Annotated in this window: 20 protein-coding genes; 11 read left to right on the top strand and 9 right to left on the bottom strand. The window is 34.2% G+C overall.

Annotation, left to right across the window (positions count from 1 at the left end; genetic code table 11):
- Position 1: 1 nt before the first annotated feature.
- Positions 2 to 1,015: a DNA polymerase III subunit delta gene (gene holA, locus DOK76_RS08365; RefSeq protein WP_206966733.1), complete on the top strand. Its 1,014-nt coding sequence runs from the start codon at positions 2 to 4 to the stop codon at positions 1,013 to 1,015.
- A gap of 51 nt (positions 1,016 to 1,066) precedes the next feature.
- On the opposite strand, the gene rpsT is transcribed toward holA, so the two are convergent.
- From rpsT to DOK76_RS08330, 7 genes are all read right to left on the bottom strand, one after another.
- A complete protein-coding gene (gene rpsT / locus DOK76_RS08360; RefSeq protein ID WP_206966732.1) occupies positions 1,067 to 1,318 on the bottom strand; it encodes a 30S ribosomal protein S20 in 252 nt (83 codons plus the stop codon).
- 110 nt (positions 1,319 to 1,428) lie between these two features.
- A complete protein-coding gene (locus DOK76_RS08355; RefSeq protein WP_206966730.1) occupies positions 1,429 to 2,277 on the bottom strand; it encodes a DegV family protein in 849 nt (282 codons plus the stop codon).
- The gene (locus DOK76_RS08350; protein WP_206966727.1) at positions 2,270 to 2,821 is read right to left on the bottom strand and encodes a DUF1836 domain-containing protein; all 552 of its coding nucleotides are present in this window, start codon (positions 2,819 to 2,821) and stop codon (positions 2,270 to 2,272) included. The genes DOK76_RS08355 and DOK76_RS08350 overlap by 8 nt, the downstream gene beginning before the upstream one ends.
- A 113-nt stretch (positions 2,822 to 2,934) precedes the next feature.
- Entirely contained in the window at positions 2,935 to 4,806 is a 1,872-nt protein-coding gene (locus DOK76_RS08345) for a heavy metal translocating P-type ATPase (protein WP_206966725.1), read from the bottom strand.
- 126 nt (positions 4,807 to 4,932) lie between these two features.
- A complete protein-coding gene (locus tag DOK76_RS08340) occupies positions 4,933 to 5,766 on the bottom strand; it encodes an undecaprenyl-diphosphate phosphatase (RefSeq protein WP_206966724.1) in 834 nt (277 codons plus the stop codon).
- A 197-nt stretch (positions 5,767 to 5,963) separates the two neighbouring features.
- A complete protein-coding gene (locus DOK76_RS08335) occupies positions 5,964 to 6,593 on the bottom strand; it encodes an MBL fold metallo-hydrolase (RefSeq protein WP_206966722.1) in 630 nt (209 codons plus the stop codon).
- 67 nt (positions 6,594 to 6,660) lie between these two features.
- Entirely contained in the window at positions 6,661 to 7,404 is a 744-nt protein-coding gene (locus DOK76_RS08330; protein ID WP_206966720.1) for a MerR family transcriptional regulator, read from the bottom strand.
- 117 nt (positions 7,405 to 7,521) lie between these two features.
- Here DOK76_RS08330 and DOK76_RS08325 point away from each other — a divergent pair, with 117 nt between their 5' ends.
- On the top strand, positions 7,522 to 8,883 hold the full coding sequence (locus DOK76_RS08325) for a hypothetical protein (protein ID WP_206966717.1): 1,362 nt from the start codon (positions 7,522 to 7,524) through the stop codon (positions 8,881 to 8,883).
- Here the strand turns inward: DOK76_RS08325 and DOK76_RS08320 are convergent.
- A complete protein-coding gene (locus DOK76_RS08320; protein WP_206966715.1) occupies positions 8,880 to 9,446 on the bottom strand; it encodes a hypothetical protein in 567 nt (188 codons plus the stop codon). The genes DOK76_RS08325 and DOK76_RS08320 overlap by 4 nt on opposite strands.
- A 69-nt stretch (positions 9,447 to 9,515) precedes the next feature.
- On the bottom strand, positions 9,516 to 10,139 hold the full coding sequence (locus tag DOK76_RS08315) for a histidine phosphatase family protein (RefSeq protein ID WP_206966713.1): 624 nt from the start codon (positions 10,137 to 10,139) through the stop codon (positions 9,516 to 9,518).
- Between the two features lie 150 nt (positions 10,140 to 10,289).
- Between DOK76_RS08315 and DOK76_RS08310 the strand changes: the two genes are divergently transcribed.
- The 9 genes from DOK76_RS08310 (at position 10,290) to DOK76_RS08270 (ending at position 18,661) form a co-directional block, all read left to right on the top strand.
- Positions 10,290 to 10,511 carry a hypothetical protein gene (locus tag DOK76_RS08310; RefSeq protein ID WP_206966711.1) on the top strand — a complete coding sequence of 74 codons (222 nt, stop codon included), beginning with the start codon at positions 10,290 to 10,292 and terminating at the stop codon, positions 10,509 to 10,511.
- Between the two features lie 181 nt (positions 10,512 to 10,692).
- Positions 10,693 to 11,475: a 30S ribosomal protein S2 gene (gene rpsB, locus DOK76_RS08305; protein ID WP_206966709.1), complete on the top strand. Its 783-nt coding sequence runs from the start codon at positions 10,693 to 10,695 to the stop codon at positions 11,473 to 11,475.
- 117 nt (positions 11,476 to 11,592) lie between these two features.
- Positions 11,593 to 12,471 carry a translation elongation factor Ts gene (tsf, locus tag DOK76_RS08300; protein WP_206966707.1) on the top strand — a complete coding sequence of 293 codons (879 nt, stop codon included), beginning with the start codon at positions 11,593 to 11,595 and terminating at the stop codon, positions 12,469 to 12,471.
- 118 nt (positions 12,472 to 12,589) lie between these two features.
- Positions 12,590 to 13,312: a UMP kinase gene (pyrH, locus tag DOK76_RS08295; protein WP_206966705.1), complete on the top strand. Its 723-nt coding sequence runs from the start codon at positions 12,590 to 12,592 to the stop codon at positions 13,310 to 13,312.
- A gap of 1 nt (position 13,313) precedes the next feature.
- The gene (frr, locus tag DOK76_RS08290) at positions 13,314 to 13,871 is read left to right on the top strand and encodes a ribosome recycling factor (RefSeq protein WP_206966703.1); all 558 of its coding nucleotides are present in this window, start codon (positions 13,314 to 13,316) and stop codon (positions 13,869 to 13,871) included.
- Between the two features lie 176 nt (positions 13,872 to 14,047).
- Positions 14,048 to 14,830, top strand: a complete 783-nt coding sequence (gene uppS, locus DOK76_RS08285; protein WP_206966701.1) for an undecaprenyl pyrophosphate synthase — start codon at positions 14,048 to 14,050, stop codon at positions 14,828 to 14,830.
- Between the two features lie 13 nt (positions 14,831 to 14,843).
- Positions 14,844 to 15,635: a phosphatidate cytidylyltransferase gene (locus tag DOK76_RS08280; protein ID WP_206966699.1), complete on the top strand. Its 792-nt coding sequence runs from the start codon at positions 14,844 to 14,846 to the stop codon at positions 15,633 to 15,635.
- A 29-nt stretch (positions 15,636 to 15,664) separates the two neighbouring features.
- Positions 15,665 to 16,936 (top strand): RIP metalloprotease RseP, encoded by a 1,272-nt coding sequence (rseP, locus tag DOK76_RS08275; protein WP_206966697.1) that lies wholly within the window; start codon positions 15,665 to 15,667, stop codon positions 16,934 to 16,936.
- A 24-nt stretch (positions 16,937 to 16,960) separates the two neighbouring features.
- Positions 16,961 to 18,661 (top strand): proline--tRNA ligase, encoded by a 1,701-nt coding sequence (locus DOK76_RS08270; protein ID WP_206966695.1) that lies wholly within the window; start codon positions 16,961 to 16,963, stop codon positions 18,659 to 18,661.
- Positions 18,662 to 18,714 lie beyond the last annotated feature (53 nt).

Genomic DNA, 18,714 nt, shown 5'->3' with positions numbered 1-18,714 from the left:
GATGACATTACAAACTGAACTAACTAAAATAAAAAAAAGAGATTATCAAGCAGTTTATACCCTTTTAGGAACTGAGTCCTATTTAATTGAGACCTTTAAAGAGACGTTAAAAGATAGCGTGGATAGCGATAGTCAGGATTTAAATATCATTTTATTTGATATGCTAGAAACTGAGTTAAGCGAAGTAATTCATGAAGCAGAAACGATTCCTTTTTTTGGAGATAATAAAGTAATCTTTGTAGAAAATCCTTATTTTTTTACAGGGGAAAAGAAGAAGAATGACCTAACTCATGACACAACTCTTTTAGAGGCTTACCTAAAAAATCCGATGGAAACCACTGTGTTAGTTTTTATTACTAATGTAGTTAAATTAGACGAGCGAAAAAAAGTAGTGAAACTTCTTAAAAAAGAGAGCCAATTAATTGATGTGAATCAAATGGGCGAAAAAGAGCTAATTCCATATGTGAGTCATTATGTGGAGAGTGAAGGTTATCAGATAGATAAATCAGCATTTGAACAGCTTCTTTATTTAACAGATATGAAACTAAGTCAAGTGATGAATGAATTGGATAAACTCTTCTTATTTAAGATGGAAGAAAAGAAAATAACTAAGCATGATGTGGATTTATTGATTCCTAAATCTTTAGAACATAATATTTTTGATTTGAATCAATACGTACTAAACAATCAGATTGGTGAAGCCTTGGAATTGTATCAAAGTTTGGTGGTGGCAGGAGAAGAGACGATTAAAGTCATATCTATTTTAATCGGACAAATTCGACTGTTGCTTCAAGTGAAATTCTTACTTGAAATGAACTATCAACAAAGTAACATCACTGATGCGCTTAAGATTCATCCGTACCGAGTGAAGCTTGCTGTTCAACAAAGCAGGACGCTAGACAAAAAAAATCTTGGAGAGATGTTTAACGAATTAATCGATCTGGATTACAACATTAAAACAGGACAAGTAGAAAAAGAATTAGGTTTTGAACTGTTTTTACTTAAAAATAGATAAAATAAAAAAACTTGTTAGAGTGATATAATATCATTTCCAACAAGTTTTTTATTAAGCTAGTTTTTTAGCTAAGCGAGATTTTTCGCGGTTAGCTTTGTTTTGATGGATAAGTCCTTTTGCAGAGACTACATCAATTTCTCTAGTCGCAGCAACTAATAATTCTTGTTGATTATCAGCGTTAGCTTCTACAGCTTTTTCAAATTTTTTCACAGCAGTACGCATTTTGCTTAATTTAGCTGAGTTAGCTTCATTAGATTTTTCACTTGTGCGAACGCGTTTGATAGCAGATTCGATGTTTGGCATTTAAGTTCACCTCCGGCATAGACTTTATATTTGTAAAACAAATATAATCAACATTCTCATTATACAGAATGAGTTTTAAGTTTGCAATAATTAATCTAAAAAGTTTACAGTTAAATCGGTAAAAATCCAATTCCGACAACGCCGGGTCCTGTATGGGCTCCTAAAACAGGGCTCGCTTCACCAAAATAACAATGACGGTAGTTGCTAAAGCGCTCTTTCATGACTGCCATTAATTTTAATGCTTCTTCTTTATCATTTCCATAAGCAATAGCTAAATCATAAGCAGCATATCCATGTAACGCTTTTTCCATGCAATCAAGCATTTTGGATAAGCTTTTTTTTCTACCGCGTGCTTTACTAACGGTGTAGTAAACACCATCTTCGTTACATGAAATAATAGGGTTTAGGTTTAAAGCAGTTCCTAATACAGAAGTAACTAAGCCGATACGACCGCCTTTTTTTAGATACTCTAAGGTTGGAATACTAAAATAAACGCGACCATTAACAGGAAGTTGTTGAGAAATGTCTCGTAGCTCTTCAAAACTAGTGCCCTTGTCAATTTCCTCTTTTAGGAAAGCTGCTTGCATACCGCCACCAATACCAATACTTTTTGTGTCAACCATAAAACTTTCTAACTCTGGATGATGTTCTAAGGCAAGTCTTAAGGCGTTATGCGTACCACTTAAAGCGCTAGCAATTGTAATCCCAATGACATGAGTGTAACCTTGTTCTGTAATTTCTGCGATTAATTTTTCAACGTATGCCATAGAAGGTAATGACGTTTTAGGGATTTCTTGATCTAGACGATCATAGATTTCCTTTGATGTGATTTCAATCTTATCCATGTAGGTTTTATCTTTGTACATAATATTTAATGGCGCAACAAAAATACCACCTTGGTTGATTAGTTCTACAGGTACATCCATACCTGAGTCTACTAGTAATGCGATTTTAGTCATTGATTGTTTCCCCCGTTGTAACCTGTTGTGTTAATAGGTCACTCAAATTATTTTCTGTAATTAATTTAGCGATAAAAGTTGTGCAGGCCATTTGGATGGGTGCATAACCGTGCTTAATGTGTTCAATGGTAATAGTTTCATTTTCTTTGATAATAAACCAGCGAATCGTTGATTCAAGATGATCACAAAAGAAATTGTAAGCATCCTTTGCGTTAGTTGAATGAATTTGAAATTCAATCCCGCTTTTAATAGCTGGAATATCAAAAGCTTGTTTTAAGAGAGTGATGACAATAATTCTAGCTAAATGATTTTTCCCGTATTTCTTTTTAACGGGTTTAGGAACAAGCTTTAATTTAACGTAGTTGTTTATCATTGCTGGTGTAATGGGTTTTGAATGATCGAGTTGCAATGCGCTTGTGTACCTATCGACTATTTTAACAAGCTGATCCATATATATTTCAATTTCTGGTAAATCATCCCAACGTGGCATTGAAACGTTGAGTAGCTCAGTTTCCCACTGTTTAGTGGATGGTGTTTGTGTCATGTATCTAATCTCCTTAAAAAGTACATCTAGTAACGAAAACTATATCACAAGATAACTAAGATTACAACGGGGGCACAAAAAAACCTTAGATAAACTAAGGTTTTTTTAAATATTTATTTTTCCATGGGTAATTTTCGAAGCATACGTAGTCCGTTTAGAATAACGAGAATTGTGCTTCCTTCATGCCCAATAACGCCTAGAGGAAGATTAATGACTTTAAAGAAGTTTGAAATGATTAAGATAGTAATCACTGAAAGAGAAAAGACAATATTTTGAGTGACAATTCGTTTTAATTTTTTTGATAACTGATGGCTCACTGCTAATTTTTCTAAGTCATCTTTCATTAAAACAATATCAGCAACATCAATAGCAATATCAGTTCCTTGGCCCATAGCGATACCGATAGTAGCGTTGGCAAGGGCAGGGGCGTCGTTGACTCCGTCTCCAATCATTGCATTCGTTCCGACAGTTTCTTTTTGTTTTTTGATAAAGACTGTTTTGTCCTCAGGTAAACAATCGGCAACAACAGCATCAATTCCTAACATGTCAGCAACTGCATTAGCTGTGTGAGAATGATCTCCTGTTAACATAGTTGTGACAATGCCTTCTTTTTTAAAGTATTCAATGGTTTTAATGGCATCTTCTTTTGGAACATCTAGTAAACCAAAGAATCCGAGAATGTCATTATTTTTTGAGACATAGATAACAGTTTTACCTTCGTTTTGAAGTTGTTCGGTTTGTGAGGCGATTGCTTCTGAGACGGTTTGTGTTGTCACGAACTCAATGTTTCCAACTTTCCATTCGTTGTTATTCTCATGAGCAAGCATACCTGAACCAGTAACGTCTTTAACATCTAAACTTAATTTTTGAGTTGTTTTATTAGCGAACTTCGTTGTAATAGCATTAGCTAATGGGTGAGTTGATTCCGTTTCAATTGCGACAAGAGTATTTATGATGGTTTGTTTGTCGTCACTTAGGAAGAACTCATCTGTTACAACAGGAAAGCCTTTTGTTAAGGTACCTGTTTTATCAAAAGTAATGGCTTTTAAATCAGCTAAAGCTTCTAGATAGATACCACCTTTAAATAGAACACCATTCTTAGCTCCATGAGAGATTGCTGCTAAAGTTGCTGGTGTTGCAGAGGCAACAAGAGCACAAGGGGAAGCTACTACTAAAAGAACCATCCCGCGGTAGAAACTCTCACTCCATGTCCAGCCTAGGAAAAAATAAGGAATAAGAATAGCTAATGGAACAATCACTAAAACAGCTTTCACATAAATATTTTCAAAGTTTGTTAAAAAACTAGCAGTTTTAGAAGGGGTATTTTGAGCTTCGTCAACTAATTGAATAATTTTACTAAATAAAGTATCTTTAGATTCTTTCGAAACTTTCATTTTTAAGGAATTACCAATATTAATTGTCCCAGCAAATAAGTCATTGTTTTTTAATTTTTCATTTGGAATGGATTCTCCTGTAATAGCAGCTTCATCAATGGTGGCATTATCTGTTAAAAGAATACCATCAATAGGAACACTAGCACCTTTTGGCACAATCAATAAGTCACCAATTTTTAAGCTTTTTACAGGTACTTCAGTTGTTTGTCCATTCTCATTTAGAAGAAAAGCATTCTCAGGTTGAATTTCCATTAAACCCTCGATTTCTTTTTTACTTTTATTGGTTGTGAACTCTTCTAATGAGCCGCTTAAAGAGAAGATAAAGGTCAGCATAATCCCTTCAAAGTAATAAGAAATCGTACAAGCTCCGATAGCTGCAAGAGCCATCAATAAATCGACATTTAAATGACGTTCTTCGATTGTATCGATAATACCTTCTTTCGTTTGGTTGTAGCCACCGATAATCATTCCAATAACAAAAATGTATGGATACAGTGTCCCTCCAATATTTTGATTAATTAACCCAGTAACCATAAGTATTCCACAAACAATTGTTGCGATCATACTACTTCTTTCTTTTATGAATGTCATGTTCATTCCTCCTACATTTTAAGTGTAACATAGTTATATATAGATTGGAATGATTATAATCTAGATAGGAATGATAGTCATTATCAGTTAAAATGACTATAAAAAAAGAATCCTAAAAAGGATTCTTTAAGAGAAAAATAACCAGTAGGCAATAATAATTGTTCCAAGAACAATTCGGTACCAACCAAATACTTTGAAGTCATGTTTTTTAATGTAATTCATTAAGAACTTGATGACAAAGATTGAAACTACAAAGGCAACCACACAACCAATTAATAAAAGAGTTGTTTGTGTTAAATCAAAAGAGTTACCGTTTTTGATAAATTTAAGGATTTTGTAACCACTAGCACCAAACATTACTGGGATTCCAAGGAAGAAAGTAAATTCAGCAGCAACGTAGCGAGAACAACCGAATAAAATAGCTCCAATAATAGTAGCTCCTGAACGTGAGGTACCAGGTATTAAAGAAAGCACTTGGAACATACCGATGATCATCGCTGTTTGATAGCTTAAACTACCTAATGTCAGAGTTGTAGGTTCACGGTCTTTGTTACGATTTTCAACGACAATAAACAAGATACCGTAAATGATTAACATTAATGCAACGGGTAAGAACTTATGAAAATGTTCTTCTAAAAAGTCATCGAATAGTAAACCTAACACACCGGCAGGCACTGAAGCGATAACTACTTTAGACCATAAGACCCAAGTTGCTTTTTTTTGACCCGCTGTTTTAGTAGATGAGAAAGGATTTAGCTTACTGAAGTAAATAACAACAACGGCTAAAATAGCTCCTAACTGAATGACCACATTAAACATTTCCATGAAATCTTTTGAAGCATTTAGTTTGATAAATTCATCAACTAAAATTAAATGACCAGTACTACTGATTGGTAGCCATTCAGTGATTCCTTCGACGACTCCTAGGAAAATAACTTTTAGTATATTAATAAAATCCATTTTGACATTCCCTTCATATATAAATAATAAGTACTAACGATATCATTTTAGATGATAATAGATGATAACACCAGTAAAATTTTCTAACAGTTTTGTTAGGTTGGGGAATAAACCAGACTTTTTATTCGCTAACTAGTATAGAAAATTCAGTAAAAAACAAGAGGCTGACATGTGAGTCAACCTCTTGTTTGTCTTATTTAATTAAAAAATGGATTGGTTTCTTTTTCACGTCTGATAGTTGTTTGTGGTCCGTGACCTGGAAAAGCTTTGAATGAATCAGGTAAAGTGAATAATTCTTCTTGGATGCCTCGTAGTAAGCGAGCGCCATCTCCCATAGGTAAGTCACTTCGTCCAACGCTTCCTCTGAAAAGAGCATCTCCTGTAACCACAAAGTCATCAAAAATGAAACTAACACTTCCTGGTGAGTGCCCTGGCGTTGGGACCACTTTAAAAGTCATGTCGCCAAGTGTGTAACTATCATAGTTATTAAATTCAAATTCTGCTGGGCGACAAACCACGTCAGGAATATCATCGTGTCTTGTTAACCCAGATAAGTTTAGACTTGGATCTGTCAACCAATCTTGTTCGATAGGGCTGATATAAACTGGAATATTGTATTCAGAACGAATCTCTTCAAGAGCACCAATGTGATCATAGTGAGCATGTGTAATTAAAACAGCTACTGGAGTCACATTAAGAGAAGCGATTGTTGTTTTTATTAAGTCACCATCTGCACCTGGATCGACGATTAAAGCTTGCTTTTCGCTGTAAATAACATAGCAATTCTCTTGAATCGGACCAGTTACAATTTGTTTAATGTTAATCATAAAAAATACCTCCTTGGTTATAACCACTATTATAACTGAAAAGGTCCTTAATTATCAAAAATCACGATTATTTACTGTAGAAATGAACTATATCATGTAAACGTTGTGTGGCTCCGGCACCTGATTTGTCATCGTAATAGGCTTTAAAGCGATCATCTAATAAATACATATCAACTAAAGATAAGTGAATCTGTGGTGTCAAATCTAATGAAAAACTAAGCCATTTGGCGTGAAGAGCATAGATGCGTGCGGCACTATCAGAAGGAATCACGACATCTGCTTTTAATAAATCAAGTAACTCTGATTCGATTTCTGGCATTTCTCCGAAAAGTTCTTTTTCAGATAGTTGTTGGTATTTTTTTTCTGATGATTCAAGAGACTCTTGTCCATACGTATCAATGATTTCTTGGCCGTATTTATCACGGTTCTCTTTTAATTGTTTGTTTTTAAAAGCTTTAAATCTTTCTGAGTCAGTCATGTTTAATTGTCCTTTCTGTTCCTTAATCGTGTCTTCGATTAAGTGAATAATATCTGTTAAGTGATCCTTTTTGGCAATAAGAGCTAATCGTTGTTCTTCAAAAAAAGCAAGTTGGTTGGTTTCATTGGCTAAAAGCTCTTTTGTTTCTTTTAGAGAAAAGTCTAATTCTCTCAAAAATAGGATTTGTTGTAGTTGTTTACTTTCTTTTTCAGTGTAGATTCTGTGACCAGCTTCATTAACTTGATGAGGTTTAAGTAGATCTATCTCATCGTAATAACGAAGAGTCCTAACAGTCACACCGGTTAAGTTAGCAAATTCTATAATTAAGTACATCCTTATCACCTCTAACTAGAAGTATAGGGGGTTACGTAAGGTTAGTGTCAAGAAAAAGATGTTTTATTAGTAACAAAACAAGTATAATGTAATTATTAACACCATGAGGAGGGTTTTATGAGCGAAAAAAACAAACACTTTCTACTTTCCCTTCGCTTTATCCCATTTGTTTTGACAAACGGTATGAATTTATTTCCAGTTTTAATTTTGGCGCAGATATATCTTAAGTATCGTGACATTGATAAATATGTGTTGCCTTTGATTTTATATTATAGTTTTAAAACGACAGTCCTATTTTTAATACGATTGAAGCCAATCACGGTAAATCAGTTGTTACAGGGATCGATTATTATTGGCATCATTGGCTCTGTTATGGGAAGTTTGTATGAAAGTAATATTTATTTTGGGTTGTTATCAGGAGCACTTTTGGGTATTTGTTCAGGAACACTCTATCCAAGTTTTTTAACCGTTCAATTTCATGAAAAGACATACAATGATTTTGGTTCAGGGAAAAAAGATCCTTTGTATTCAATTGGTTTTGCTATTATCTATGCGTTAGCTCTATTTGGATTAATCAAATATTCAATTTCATTAACGTTTCTGTTTTTAGCTCTATCATTAGCCTTACTACTTGCTATCTTAAGAGCGTATCCTCATTATGAGATAGTTGAAGATACCGAAGAAGTCAGGTATCCAGTATTTGAAACTTTGTTTTTGTTTATAACAGGATTTTTTGTTATTTTTATTATTAAAATTGATAAAAAACTAGGTATAGCAGATTCATTACCTATTTTTTTCCTCTTTTTAGCAACATTAATTATATTGTACTTTTTCTTTGTTAAAAAGACTAAACCAGAAAGACGTTTATCACCTTTATTGACCAGAATGATTATTTTTAAAGGGATGTTAACTAACTTTATTCTTGTTTTTTGTACTTTCTATCAATTGATTAAAGAAGGTGGCATGGCGATTAATAAAATCTATCTGATTTATTTAGTGGCAATCACTTTAGCGCCAATGATTTATTCTCGTTTACTAAAGCGTTACTTAGATACGAAGATAGTGAATGTCATTGTGTTAGGAATAGCAAGTGGGCTATTGTTAATTTTATGGTCACCTAGTTTTTATGTAGGTATTCTTTTGTTAAGTTTATTTACGTCACAGTTAAATTTAAGATTGAATAAATTAGTGTATTTTGAAGCAGAACTACCAAAAGATCATCGCTTGTTAGCTAAATACAGACTAACAAATGTGGGCAGTGTCCTTCATCAATTAATAATGATGTTTATTATGTATTTAGCAACGATTTATTTTAAAACAATTACCATCGATGAGATTCTACAATTGTATACTTACAAGCATGTAGATGAATCAGCTTTTCTGACATTAAACGTGACTAAAGCCATTATTATCTTTATTTTTTTAGTTAGTTTATACGTTTTACAAAAACAATATAAAAAAAGCAAAGCGCTTGATTAAGCTGCTTTGCTTTCTTTTTTGAGTAGAAATAAATTTAAACAAGATAACATTAAAAAACTTCCTGTTGTTAAGGCTGGACCATAAGCAGTTGTTTTTAGTGTCATTACTTGCATAATAATCACGATTAAAATAGCTAGATAGCTAAAAATAAATGGATTGTATTTATGTTGAAAACCGATTTTATTTCTAATGATAAATTGGATATACGGATAGGAATCAATAGCCATCCATGCTGATACCAATAGAATTAGCAAGAGAGGACTTGTTAATAAATTTAGTATCAAGGTAATCCCAATAAAGATATTGATTAGAGCCACATAGACAAAAGAGATAATACCTTTTGGTTTATGTGTTGCTAAATCAAGGGATAAACAAATATGGAAGTTTAAGAAACCTTTTAATATAGCCATTAGACCAATAATAATAATGATCTCAAATGCTTGAGCTGAATAGTGGATAAATAAATTAATACTAACAGCCATCATAATCATGGCGCTAATCCAACTAATCCATTCATAGCGATCTAATAGATAAACTAATGATTTAACTTTGTTACTTAGCAACTATCTCACTCCTTAACATTGATGAACCAAACTAGTTTATCATGAAAAGAAATGATTTAATACTAAAATTTAAGCTAAGTGACTTGTGTCATTCCATTTAACCATTTCATAAGTATCAAAATCTTTTGTGTTATCTATTATAGTGATACTTGTGTTATCAAGTAAACGTCCACTTCTAATATCAGCAATAGACGAGCCATCAAGGTGCTTAAGGATGGATTGAAGCGTTAAACCATGGGAAACAACTAATACATTACCGTTTGGATAGGCAAGACTGATTTTTTTAAAGACAGCTAAAGCGCGCTCGATTAATTCTTCAAATGTTTCACCGCCAAATTCAGAAGGGTTATATAAATGAGGGCAATGAACTAGATTTTGAAATTCTTCTTCTTTTTCATAAATAGATTCAGGCTGACCATCCCACTCACCAAACTCCATTTCTCTTAAATCTTTGACTGTATTGAGTTCAAGGGGTGAAGTTAGTCCAAGTAAAATGTTCTTAGCTGTGTCTTGGGCTCTTGTTTGTGGGCTAACAAAGGCAGCTTCAAAGGTAATGTCTTTTAAATGCTCGCCAACTTTCTTGGCATTTTCAATTCCTTCAGGTAAAAGAGGGGAATCTGCAAGACCACCTTGAAACACTCTGTTTAAGTTGAATTCTGTTTTACCATGTCTGACGCAATAAAAAGTTGTCATGTCGTTATGTCACTCCTTTATTTGATAGGTTTATTATAGTAGAAAGCAGAAACAAAGTAAAAAAATATAGGATAGTTATCATTTTTGAACTATGATTGACCATGATTCATAAGCCGTTTTATAATTATAGAAGAAAAGAAGGTGTGTTTCGTGAAAGAATATCAGTTGACAGATTATATTGCAGCAAAAAAATCACTAGTTTCTACATTGAATAAGATTGAAAAAGCGATTGTGAGTTTAGAAGAAAAAGAAGCCCAAGGGAAAAAACTAACCGCACAAATTACTTTATCAAACGAAAGAGTCAAGGCTCTTAAATTGTCTATCTTATTGATTGACAGAGAAATTGATCGAATGAATGAGGTAAATGACTAAAAATGAAAAAGTTAACAGATAATAGTTGAAATATCTGATTGATTAGGTTATATTAATTAAGGTGTTAAAAACACTAATCCACATCACCTGTGATTTTAATAGTGGTGCTAAATTATTTTTAGTTCTATTAAGAGAGGATACAGTTGAGAGGGAAATACAAAACCAATTGGAGGAAACAAAAATGGCAGTAATTTCAATGAAACAATTGCTAGAGGCTGGTGTACACTTTGGTCACCAAACACGTCGCTGGAACCCTAAAATGAAGAAATACATCTTCACAGAAAGAAACGGAATCTACATCATCGACTTACAAAAAACAGTTCGTTTAGTAGACGATGCTTACAACTACATGAGAAATGTAGCTGAAGAAGGCGGAATCGCTTTATTCGTAGGTACTAAAAAACAAGCTCAAGAAGCTATTAAAGATGAAGCTATCCGCTCTGGTCAATACTATGTAAACCACAGATGGTTAGGTGGAACTTTAACTAACTGGGATACAATCCAAAAACGTATTGCTCGCTTAAAACAAATCAACAAAATGGAAGAAGAAGGAACATTCGAAGTTCTTCCTAAAAAAGAAGTTGCAGGATTAAACAAAGAACGTGAACGTTTAGAAAAATTCTTAGGCGGTATCGCTGATATGCCAAGAATCCCAGACGTTATGTTTATCGTTGACCCTCGTAAAGAGCGTATTGCAGTTCAAGAAGCTCATAAATTAAATATTCCAATCGTGGCTATGGTTGATACTAACTGTGACCCTGATGAAATTGATGTAGTTATCCCATCAAACGATGACGCTATCCGCGCCGTTAAATTAATCTCAGCTAAAATGGCTGACGCATTTATCGAAGGACGTCAAGGCGAAGATGAAGTAACTGAAGAATCATTCTCAGCTGAAGAAACAACTGAAGCAACTTCAATCGAAGAAATCGTTGAAGCTGTTGAAGGAAACAACGCTGAATAATTACTAAATAAAATTGGCTGTCTCAGGCTACGAAGGTCAAGGTGAACAAAGTAGCCTAGAGTTTTCATTGCTTGGGACAGTTTTTTACTTAACTAAAAAAAATCGGAGGAATAATACATGTCTAAAATTACAGCTGCTATGGTTAAAGAATTACGTGACTTAACTGGTGTTGGTATGATGGATGCCAAACGTGCATTAGTTGAAGTTGAAGGAGAATTACAAAAAGCTATTGACTTATTAAGAGAAAAAGGAATGGCTAAAGCTGGTAAGAAAAACGATCGTATCGCTGCTGAAGGATTAGCAAACGTTGCTATCAATGGAAATACAGCTGCAATCGTTGAAATCAACTCAGAAACAGACTTTGTTGCTAAAAATGAATTATTCCAAAACTTAGTAAAAGAAGTTGCTACTTTAATTGCTGCTAACAAACCAGCTACAATGGAAGAAGCTATGGCTATTAAAACTGAAAAAGGAACAATTGAAACAGATTTAATCGAAGCTCAAACAGTTATCGGTGAAAAAATCAGCTTCCGTCGTTTCGAAGTTGTTGAAAAAGAAGATAACGCTGCCTTTGGTGGTTACTTACATATGGGTGGTAAAATCGCTGTATTAGTTACTTTAGAAGGAACTACAGACGAAGAAGCTGCTAAAGACGTTGCTATGCACGTTGCGGCTATCAACCCTCGTTACGTAACTAAAGACGAAGTATCTGCTGAAGAGTTAGAACATGAGAAAAAAGTTTTAACTGAACAAGCATTAAACGAAGGAAAACCTGCTAATATCGTTGAAAAAATGGTAATGGGCCGTATGAACAAATTCTTAGCTGAAGTTTGTTTAGTTGACCAACCATTTGTTAAAGATCCAGACATGACTGTTGAAAAATTTGTAGCTTCTAAAGGCGGAACTGTTAAAGGTTTCGTACGTTTTGAAGTTGGTGAAGGAATCGAGAAACGCGAAGAAGATTTCGCTGCTGAAGTTGCTAGCCAAATGAAATAACAGGAAGTTTATGGGAACGCATCTATTATTGTTATGATATTTGCGCTCCTTTTTTTTAGGGAAAAATGAACCTATTTATGATAAAATTAGGTACAGATATTAGACGGAGGGAATTATAATGACAGAACCAAAATACCGCAGAATATTACTTAAAGTTAGTGGAGAAGCCCTAGCAGGAGAGAAAGGCTTTGGTATTAACCCACCAGTTGTGAATGAATTAATCAAAGAAATTAAAGAAGTTCACAGTTTAGGTGTTGAAGTGGCTATCGTTGTCGGTGGTGGTAATATTTGGCGAGGAAATATTGGCGCTGAAATGGGTATGGAAAGAGCTCAAGCTGATTACATGGGAATGCTTGCAACTGTGATGAATGGACTTGCGTTACAAGATACATTAGAAAACCAAGGTGTTCCAACACGTGTTCAAACATCAATTGAAATGCGTCAAATCGCTGAGCCTTATATCAGACGTCGTGCAGTTCGTCATCTAGAAAAAGGTCGTGTGGTTATTTTTGCTGGAGGAACAGGTAACCCTTATTTCACAACAGATACAACAGCCGCTTTAAGAGCAGTAGAAATTAATGCTGATGTTATCTTAATGGCTAAAAATAACGTTGATGGTGTTTATTCAGCTGACCCTAAATTAGATGCATCTGCTACTAAATTTGAAGAACTAACTCATTTAGATGTGATTTCTAAAGGATTATCAGTAATGGATTCAACTGCAAGTAGTTTAAGTATGGATAATGATATTCCATTAGTTGTGTTTAATATCAATGAACCAGGAAATATCAAACGAGTTTGCTTAGGTGAGCAAATCGGTACAACTGTAAGGGGGAAATAACATGCAAAACGTAATTTTAAACGATGCGAAAGAAAAAATGACGAAGTCAGAAGAAAGCTTAACTCGTGAGTTAGGCCAAATCAGAGCAGGACGCGCTAATGCAAGTCTTTTAGACCGTATTCAAGTTGAATACTACGGTGTACCAACACCACTAAATCAAATTGCCGGAATCTCAATTCCAGAAGCACGTGTTTTAATGATTACTCCTTTTGATAAAAGTGCATTAGAAAACATTGAGAAAGCTATCTTAGCAAGTGATATTGGAATCAGCCCAACAAATGATGGTTCAATCATTCGCTTAGTCATTCCTCAATTAACAGAAGAACGTCGTAAAGAGCTAGCTAAAGAAGTTGGTAAAAATGGCGAAAACGCAAAAGTGGCGATTAGAAATATTCGTCGTGATGCAATTGATGAATTGAAAAAATTAGAAAAATCAAAAGATATTTCTGAAGACGAATTACACAATTTAGAAAAAGATGTTCAAACATTGACAGATGCTAGTACAAAAAATATTGATAGCATTGTTGCTAAAAAAGAAGAAGAGTTATTAGAAGTTTAATAATCAAAGTCGTGGAAGTTTAAATCAAATTTCCACGATTTTTATTATTTAGGCTTGATATTTTACAATTTCCTTAAATAAAGGGATATTTTTCTTTTTATATAGGCTTTTTATCAAGGTTTTGCTACAATAGAAAAGGTAGTTTAAGTAATTATAGTCTTTTAGGGGGCTTCATCATGTTTAATTTTTTAAAAAATAATAATAACGAAGAAACACTATTAGGATCTTTCGATACTGATAAAGAAATACCCAAGCATATTGCTATTATAATGGATGGTAATGGTCGCTGGGCTCAAAAGCGTTTCCTTCCAAGAATTGCTGGTCATAAAGAAGGGATGAACAACGTTAAGGTCATCACGAAACACGCTAGTCAGTTAGGTGTTAAAGTGTTAACGCTCTATGCTTTTTCAACTGAAAATTGGAAACGTCCAACAGAAGAAGTAGATTTTTTAATGAAATTACCTGTGGACTTCTTTGATGTGTTTGTTCCTGAACTAATAGAAGAAAATGTTAAGGTTCAAGTAATGGGCTATCAAGAGAGCCTTCCAAAGCACACGCAAAAAGCAGTGGAAAATGCTATTGAGCAAACAAAAGATAATACCGGGATGATTCTAAATTTTGCTTTGAATTATGGAAGTCGAGCAGAAATTTTAACTGCTGTGAATGACATTATGTCATTAGTCAAAGAAGAGCGTTTGACAGAGGAAATCACAGAAGAAGAATTTGCAAAGCACTTAATGACTGCAAGTTTAGGTCCTGATTTACAAGATCCAGATTTATTAATCCGAACGAGTGGTGAAGAGAGAATCAGTAATTTCTTATTGTGGCAAATTGCCTATAGTGAACTATTTTTCACAGATAAGTACTGGCCTGATTTTACATCTCAACATTTGGAAGATGCTATTGGTTCTTTCCAAAGTAGAAATCGTCGTTTTGGCGATGTGAAAGCGAAAAAATAAAGGAGTTTTTAAGATGAAACAACGAATTATTACAGCCGTTGTAGCCCTACTTTTTTTCATTCCTTTAGTGGCTATTGGCGGAATGCCTCTTCAACTTTTAGCAGCAGCTATGGCAGGAGTAGGCGTTTACGAATTGTTTAATATGAAGGGTTTAGAAATTAAAAGTTTAGAAGGTGTATTAGCTATTTTAGCCAGTGTTCTTCTAGTTCTTCCTAAAGCAACATGGTTCAACTTTTTACCAGATACTGTAACTAATATCACTTTATTTTATTTGATCGTGATGTTTATTCTAATGGTACCTGTTTTTTCAAAGAATAGTTATACCTTTGATGACGCAGCCTTTCCTGTATTAGTCAGTCTATATGTTGGTTTTGGTTTCCAAAACTTCATTCTAGCAAGAGAATCAGGTGTGACCGTATTAATGTTTGCTTTATTAGTTGTTTGGTCAACAGATATTGGCGCTTATTTCTGCGGAATGAAATTTGGTAAGAACAAATTAGCTCCACATATTTCACCTAACAAAACGATTGAAGGTGCTTTAGGTGGTGTGATTTGTGCAGTAGTAGTCGCGTTAGTGTATCTATTAGTTTGGCCAATGGCTAATTACAATCTACTAATTATGTTACCATTAACAGCTATTTTTTCAGTTGTTGGACAAATGGGAGATTTGGTTCAATCAGCTTATAAACGTCATTATGGCGTAAAAGATTCAGGAAATATTTTACCAGGTCATGGTGGGATTTTAGATAGGTTTGATAGTTTGTTGTTTGTATTTCCGTTAATGCATCTTGTTGGTATATTCTAAATTAGATTGATTCAGAAAGGATTAGATGAATGGTAAGTACAATCGTAACATTTATTTTTGTTTTCGGACTTATAGTCTTAGTCCATGAGTTTGGACATTTTATTTTCGCCAAGCGAGGCGGAATTTTAGTGAGAGAATTTGCAATAGGAATGGGACCAAAATTGTTCCATCACCGAAAAAATGAAACAACTTATACGATTCGTATGTTACCCATTGGTGGCTACGTACGTATGGCAGGTGAGGCAGACGAAGAGGTAGAACTTGCACCTGGAATGCCCGTATCACTTGTACTAGATGAAAATGGTGTGGTTATCAAAATTAACCCAAATAAAAAAGTACAATTACCAAATAGTGTCCCTGTAGAAGTCATTAAGTATGATTTAGTAGATGACTTATTTATTACGGGTTATGAAAACGGAGACGAGACAAAAGAAAAACGATTTGAAGTGGCACATAACGCAACTATTATAGAAGAGGACGGTTTAGAAACTCAAATCGCTCCAAGAGACGTACAATTTCAGTCTGCTTCATTAGGCCGTCGTATGATGACTAACTTTGCTGGACCAATGAATAATTTTATCTTATCATTTGTCTTGTTTACCTTAGTTGCTTTTTTAATGGGCGGGATGTATCAAAATTCTAATACCATTGGAAAAGTAGTCGATAATAGTGTGGCTCAAAAAGCTGGGATTGAATCTGGCGATAAAATACTAGAAGTAAATGGTAAGAAAACAAGCACATTTAATGAGCTTTCAAGTGAAATTTCACCTAATGCAAATAAAAAAGTTGATTTACTCGTTCAAAAGAAATCAGGTGAAACTAAAAATATTCCTGTAGTTCCTGCAGCTAGCAAAGAAAATCCAGAGCAAGGTATGGTTGGGATTTCTCCTGAATATAAAGAGTTATCTCTATTTGAGAAATTCAAATATGGTGTAACTGAGACGTTTGCTAATTCATTAATGATTTTTAAAGCACTAGGTAACTTAGTGACAGATTTCAGCTTAAATAAATTAGGTGGACCTGTGATGATCTTTAAAGCATCAGAACAAGTATCAAATAGTGGTTTTATTGCCATTTTATCATTTACAGCTATGTTATCAGTTAACTTAGGTATCATGAATTTAATTCCTATACCTGGATTAGATGGTGGTAAGTTAGCTTTAAATATTTTTGAAGGTGTTAGAGGAAAACCTCTAAGTCAAGAAAAAGAAGTCATGATTACAATGATTGGTGTTGGTATCCTGTTGTTATTAATGATTGCTGTGACTTGGAACGATATTCAGAGGTTCTTTATTCAATAAACAGTAAAAAGGAGTTTGTTAAAGATGAGACAGTCAAGATTTTTTATGCCCACTTTAAGGGAAGTCCCAAGTGATGCAGAGGTTATTAGTCATCAAATGCTTTTAAGAGGTGGCTACATTCGTCAAGTATCAAGTGGCTATTATAGTTATTTACCACTAGCATACCGAGTGATTAAACGATTAGAACAAATTATGCGAGAAGAATTTGAAGCAATTGGTGCGAATGAAATGCTACTACCAGCAGTAATTCCTGCCGAGTTATGGAAAGAATCTGGCAGATATGCAACTTATGGCGATGCTTTGTTGAAATTAAATGACTCAAATGGTAAAGAGTTTGTCTTAGGACCAACCCATGAGGAAACATTTACTGATCTAATAAGAAATGATATTTCGTCATACAAAAAGTTACCTATGTCCTTGTATCAGATTCAACCAAAATATCGAGATGAAAAAAGACCTCGTTTTGGCCTATTAAGAGGTCGCGAGTTTATTATGAAAGATGCGTACTCATTTCATAGTACAAAAGAAAGTCTTGATGAAGGCTTTAGAGCTTTCGAACAAGCTTATGTGAAAATTTTCGAACGATGTGGCTTGGATTTCCGTGTAATCATTGGTGACGGTGGTGCCATGGGAAGTAATGATTCAAAAGAATTTATGGGAATATCTGAAATTGGTGAAGATACAGTTGTCTATTCTGATACAAGTGATTATTCTGCAAATTTAGAAATGGCAACAAGCTTGTATACAGGAAAAAAATCTCATGAGCCTCTTTTAGAACAAGAAAAAGTTGAAACACCTAATGTGGGAACTATTCAAGAGTTGGCCGAATTTTTAGATATATCACCTGAGAAGACAATCAAGTCTTTATTGTTTATGGCAGATGACAAACCTGTTGTTGTTCTTTTAAGAGGAGATCATGAGTTAAATGACATTAAACTTAAAAACTTTTTAGGTGTAGATTTCCTTGAAGCTGCTACAGAAGAAGAAGCCAAAAGCATTTTAGGTGCTAATTTTGGGTCTTTAGGCCCAGTTGGTTTATCTGATGACATTAAACTTGTTGCAGATATGTACGTTCAAGAGTTAACGAATAGCGTGGTTGGTGCTAATGAAGATGGTTATCATATCATTAACGTGACGCCAGGACGAGACTTTGATGTTGAATATTATGAAGATTTTAGATTAGTTAAAGAGGGTGAGCCTTCTCCAGACGGTCAAGGTGTTCTGAAATTTGCGAAGGGAATTGAACTAGGTCATATCTTCAAGCTTGGAACTTTCTATAGTGAGAAGACGGGGGCTACGGTTTTAGATGAGAATGGTCGTTCTATTCCAGTTCAAATGGGTTGTTACGGCATTGGTGTTAGCCGATTGTTAGCAGCTATTGCTGAGCAAAATGCAGATGAAACAGGAATCAATTGGCCTAAAGGAATTGCGCCGTTTGATGCTCATATTATTCCAATTAATCCAAATGATGAGATTCAGTGGCAACTAGCACTTGATATTGAAAAAGAGATGATGTCTAAAGGAGTAGATACCCTTCTTGATGACCGTAAAGAACGCCCTGGCGTTAAATTTAAAGATGCTGACCTTGTGGGAGCGCCTTTCAGAATTACGGTAGGTAAAAAAGCTGAAGAAGGCATTGTTGAAGTTAAAATTAAGAAAACAGAAGAAATGCTAGAAGTTAGAAGAGAAGAGCTTCATGATATTTTAAGTATCTTAAATAATTAAATAAAGGGATCTTTAGCAGATGTTTAGGCTTTTGCTAAGGTCCTTTTTCATGT

The organism is Candidatus Vagococcus giribetii, from assembly GCF_017316185.1.
GTDB classification, from domain to species: domain Bacteria; phylum Bacillota; class Bacilli; order Lactobacillales; family Vagococcaceae; genus Vagococcus; species Vagococcus giribetii.
Note: the sequence above shows the minus strand (reverse complement) of the source record. Positions and strands in the feature narration are given on the sequence as shown.

Coding starts and splice junctions, on each gene's coding strand:
- holA (WP_206966733.1), top strand. CDS start 2: ATGACATTACAAACTGAACTAACTAAAATAAAAAAAAGAGATTATCAA.
- rpsT (WP_206966732.1), bottom strand. CDS start 1,318: ATGCCAAACATCGAATCTGCTATCAAACGCGTTCGCACAAGTGAAAAA.
- DOK76_RS08355 (WP_206966730.1), bottom strand. CDS start 2,277: ATGACTAAAATCGCATTACTAGTAGACTCAGGTATGGATGTACCTGTA.
- DOK76_RS08350 (WP_206966727.1), bottom strand. CDS start 2,821: ATGACACAAACACCATCCACTAAACAGTGGGAAACTGAGCTACTCAAC.
- DOK76_RS08345 (WP_206966725.1), bottom strand. CDS start 4,806: ATGACATTCATAAAAGAAAGAAGTAGTATGATCGCAACAATTGTTTGT.
- DOK76_RS08340 (WP_206966724.1), bottom strand. CDS start 5,766: ATGGATTTTATTAATATACTAAAAGTTATTTTCCTAGGAGTCGTCGAA.
- DOK76_RS08335 (WP_206966722.1), bottom strand. CDS start 6,593: ATGATTAACATTAAACAAATTGTAACTGGTCCGATTCAAGAGAATTGC.
- DOK76_RS08330 (WP_206966720.1), bottom strand. CDS start 7,404: ATGTACTTAATTATAGAATTTGCTAACTTAACCGGTGTGACTGTTAGG.
- DOK76_RS08325 (WP_206966717.1), top strand. CDS start 7,522: ATGAGCGAAAAAAACAAACACTTTCTACTTTCCCTTCGCTTTATCCCA.
- DOK76_RS08315 (WP_206966713.1), bottom strand. CDS start 10,139: ATGACAACTTTTTATTGCGTCAGACATGGTAAAACAGAATTCAACTTA.
- rpsB (WP_206966709.1), top strand. CDS start 10,693: ATGGCAGTAATTTCAATGAAACAATTGCTAGAGGCTGGTGTACACTTT.
- tsf (WP_206966707.1), top strand. CDS start 11,593: ATGTCTAAAATTACAGCTGCTATGGTTAAAGAATTACGTGACTTAACT.
- pyrH (WP_206966705.1), top strand. CDS start 12,590: ATGACAGAACCAAAATACCGCAGAATATTACTTAAAGTTAGTGGAGAA.
- frr (WP_206966703.1), top strand. CDS start 13,314: ATGCAAAACGTAATTTTAAACGATGCGAAAGAAAAAATGACGAAGTCA.
- uppS (WP_206966701.1), top strand. CDS start 14,048: ATGTTTAATTTTTTAAAAAATAATAATAACGAAGAAACACTATTAGGA.
- DOK76_RS08280 (WP_206966699.1), top strand. CDS start 14,844: ATGAAACAACGAATTATTACAGCCGTTGTAGCCCTACTTTTTTTCATT.
- rseP (WP_206966697.1), top strand. CDS start 15,665: ATGGTAAGTACAATCGTAACATTTATTTTTGTTTTCGGACTTATAGTC.
- DOK76_RS08270 (WP_206966695.1), top strand. CDS start 16,961: ATGAGACAGTCAAGATTTTTTATGCCCACTTTAAGGGAAGTCCCAAGT.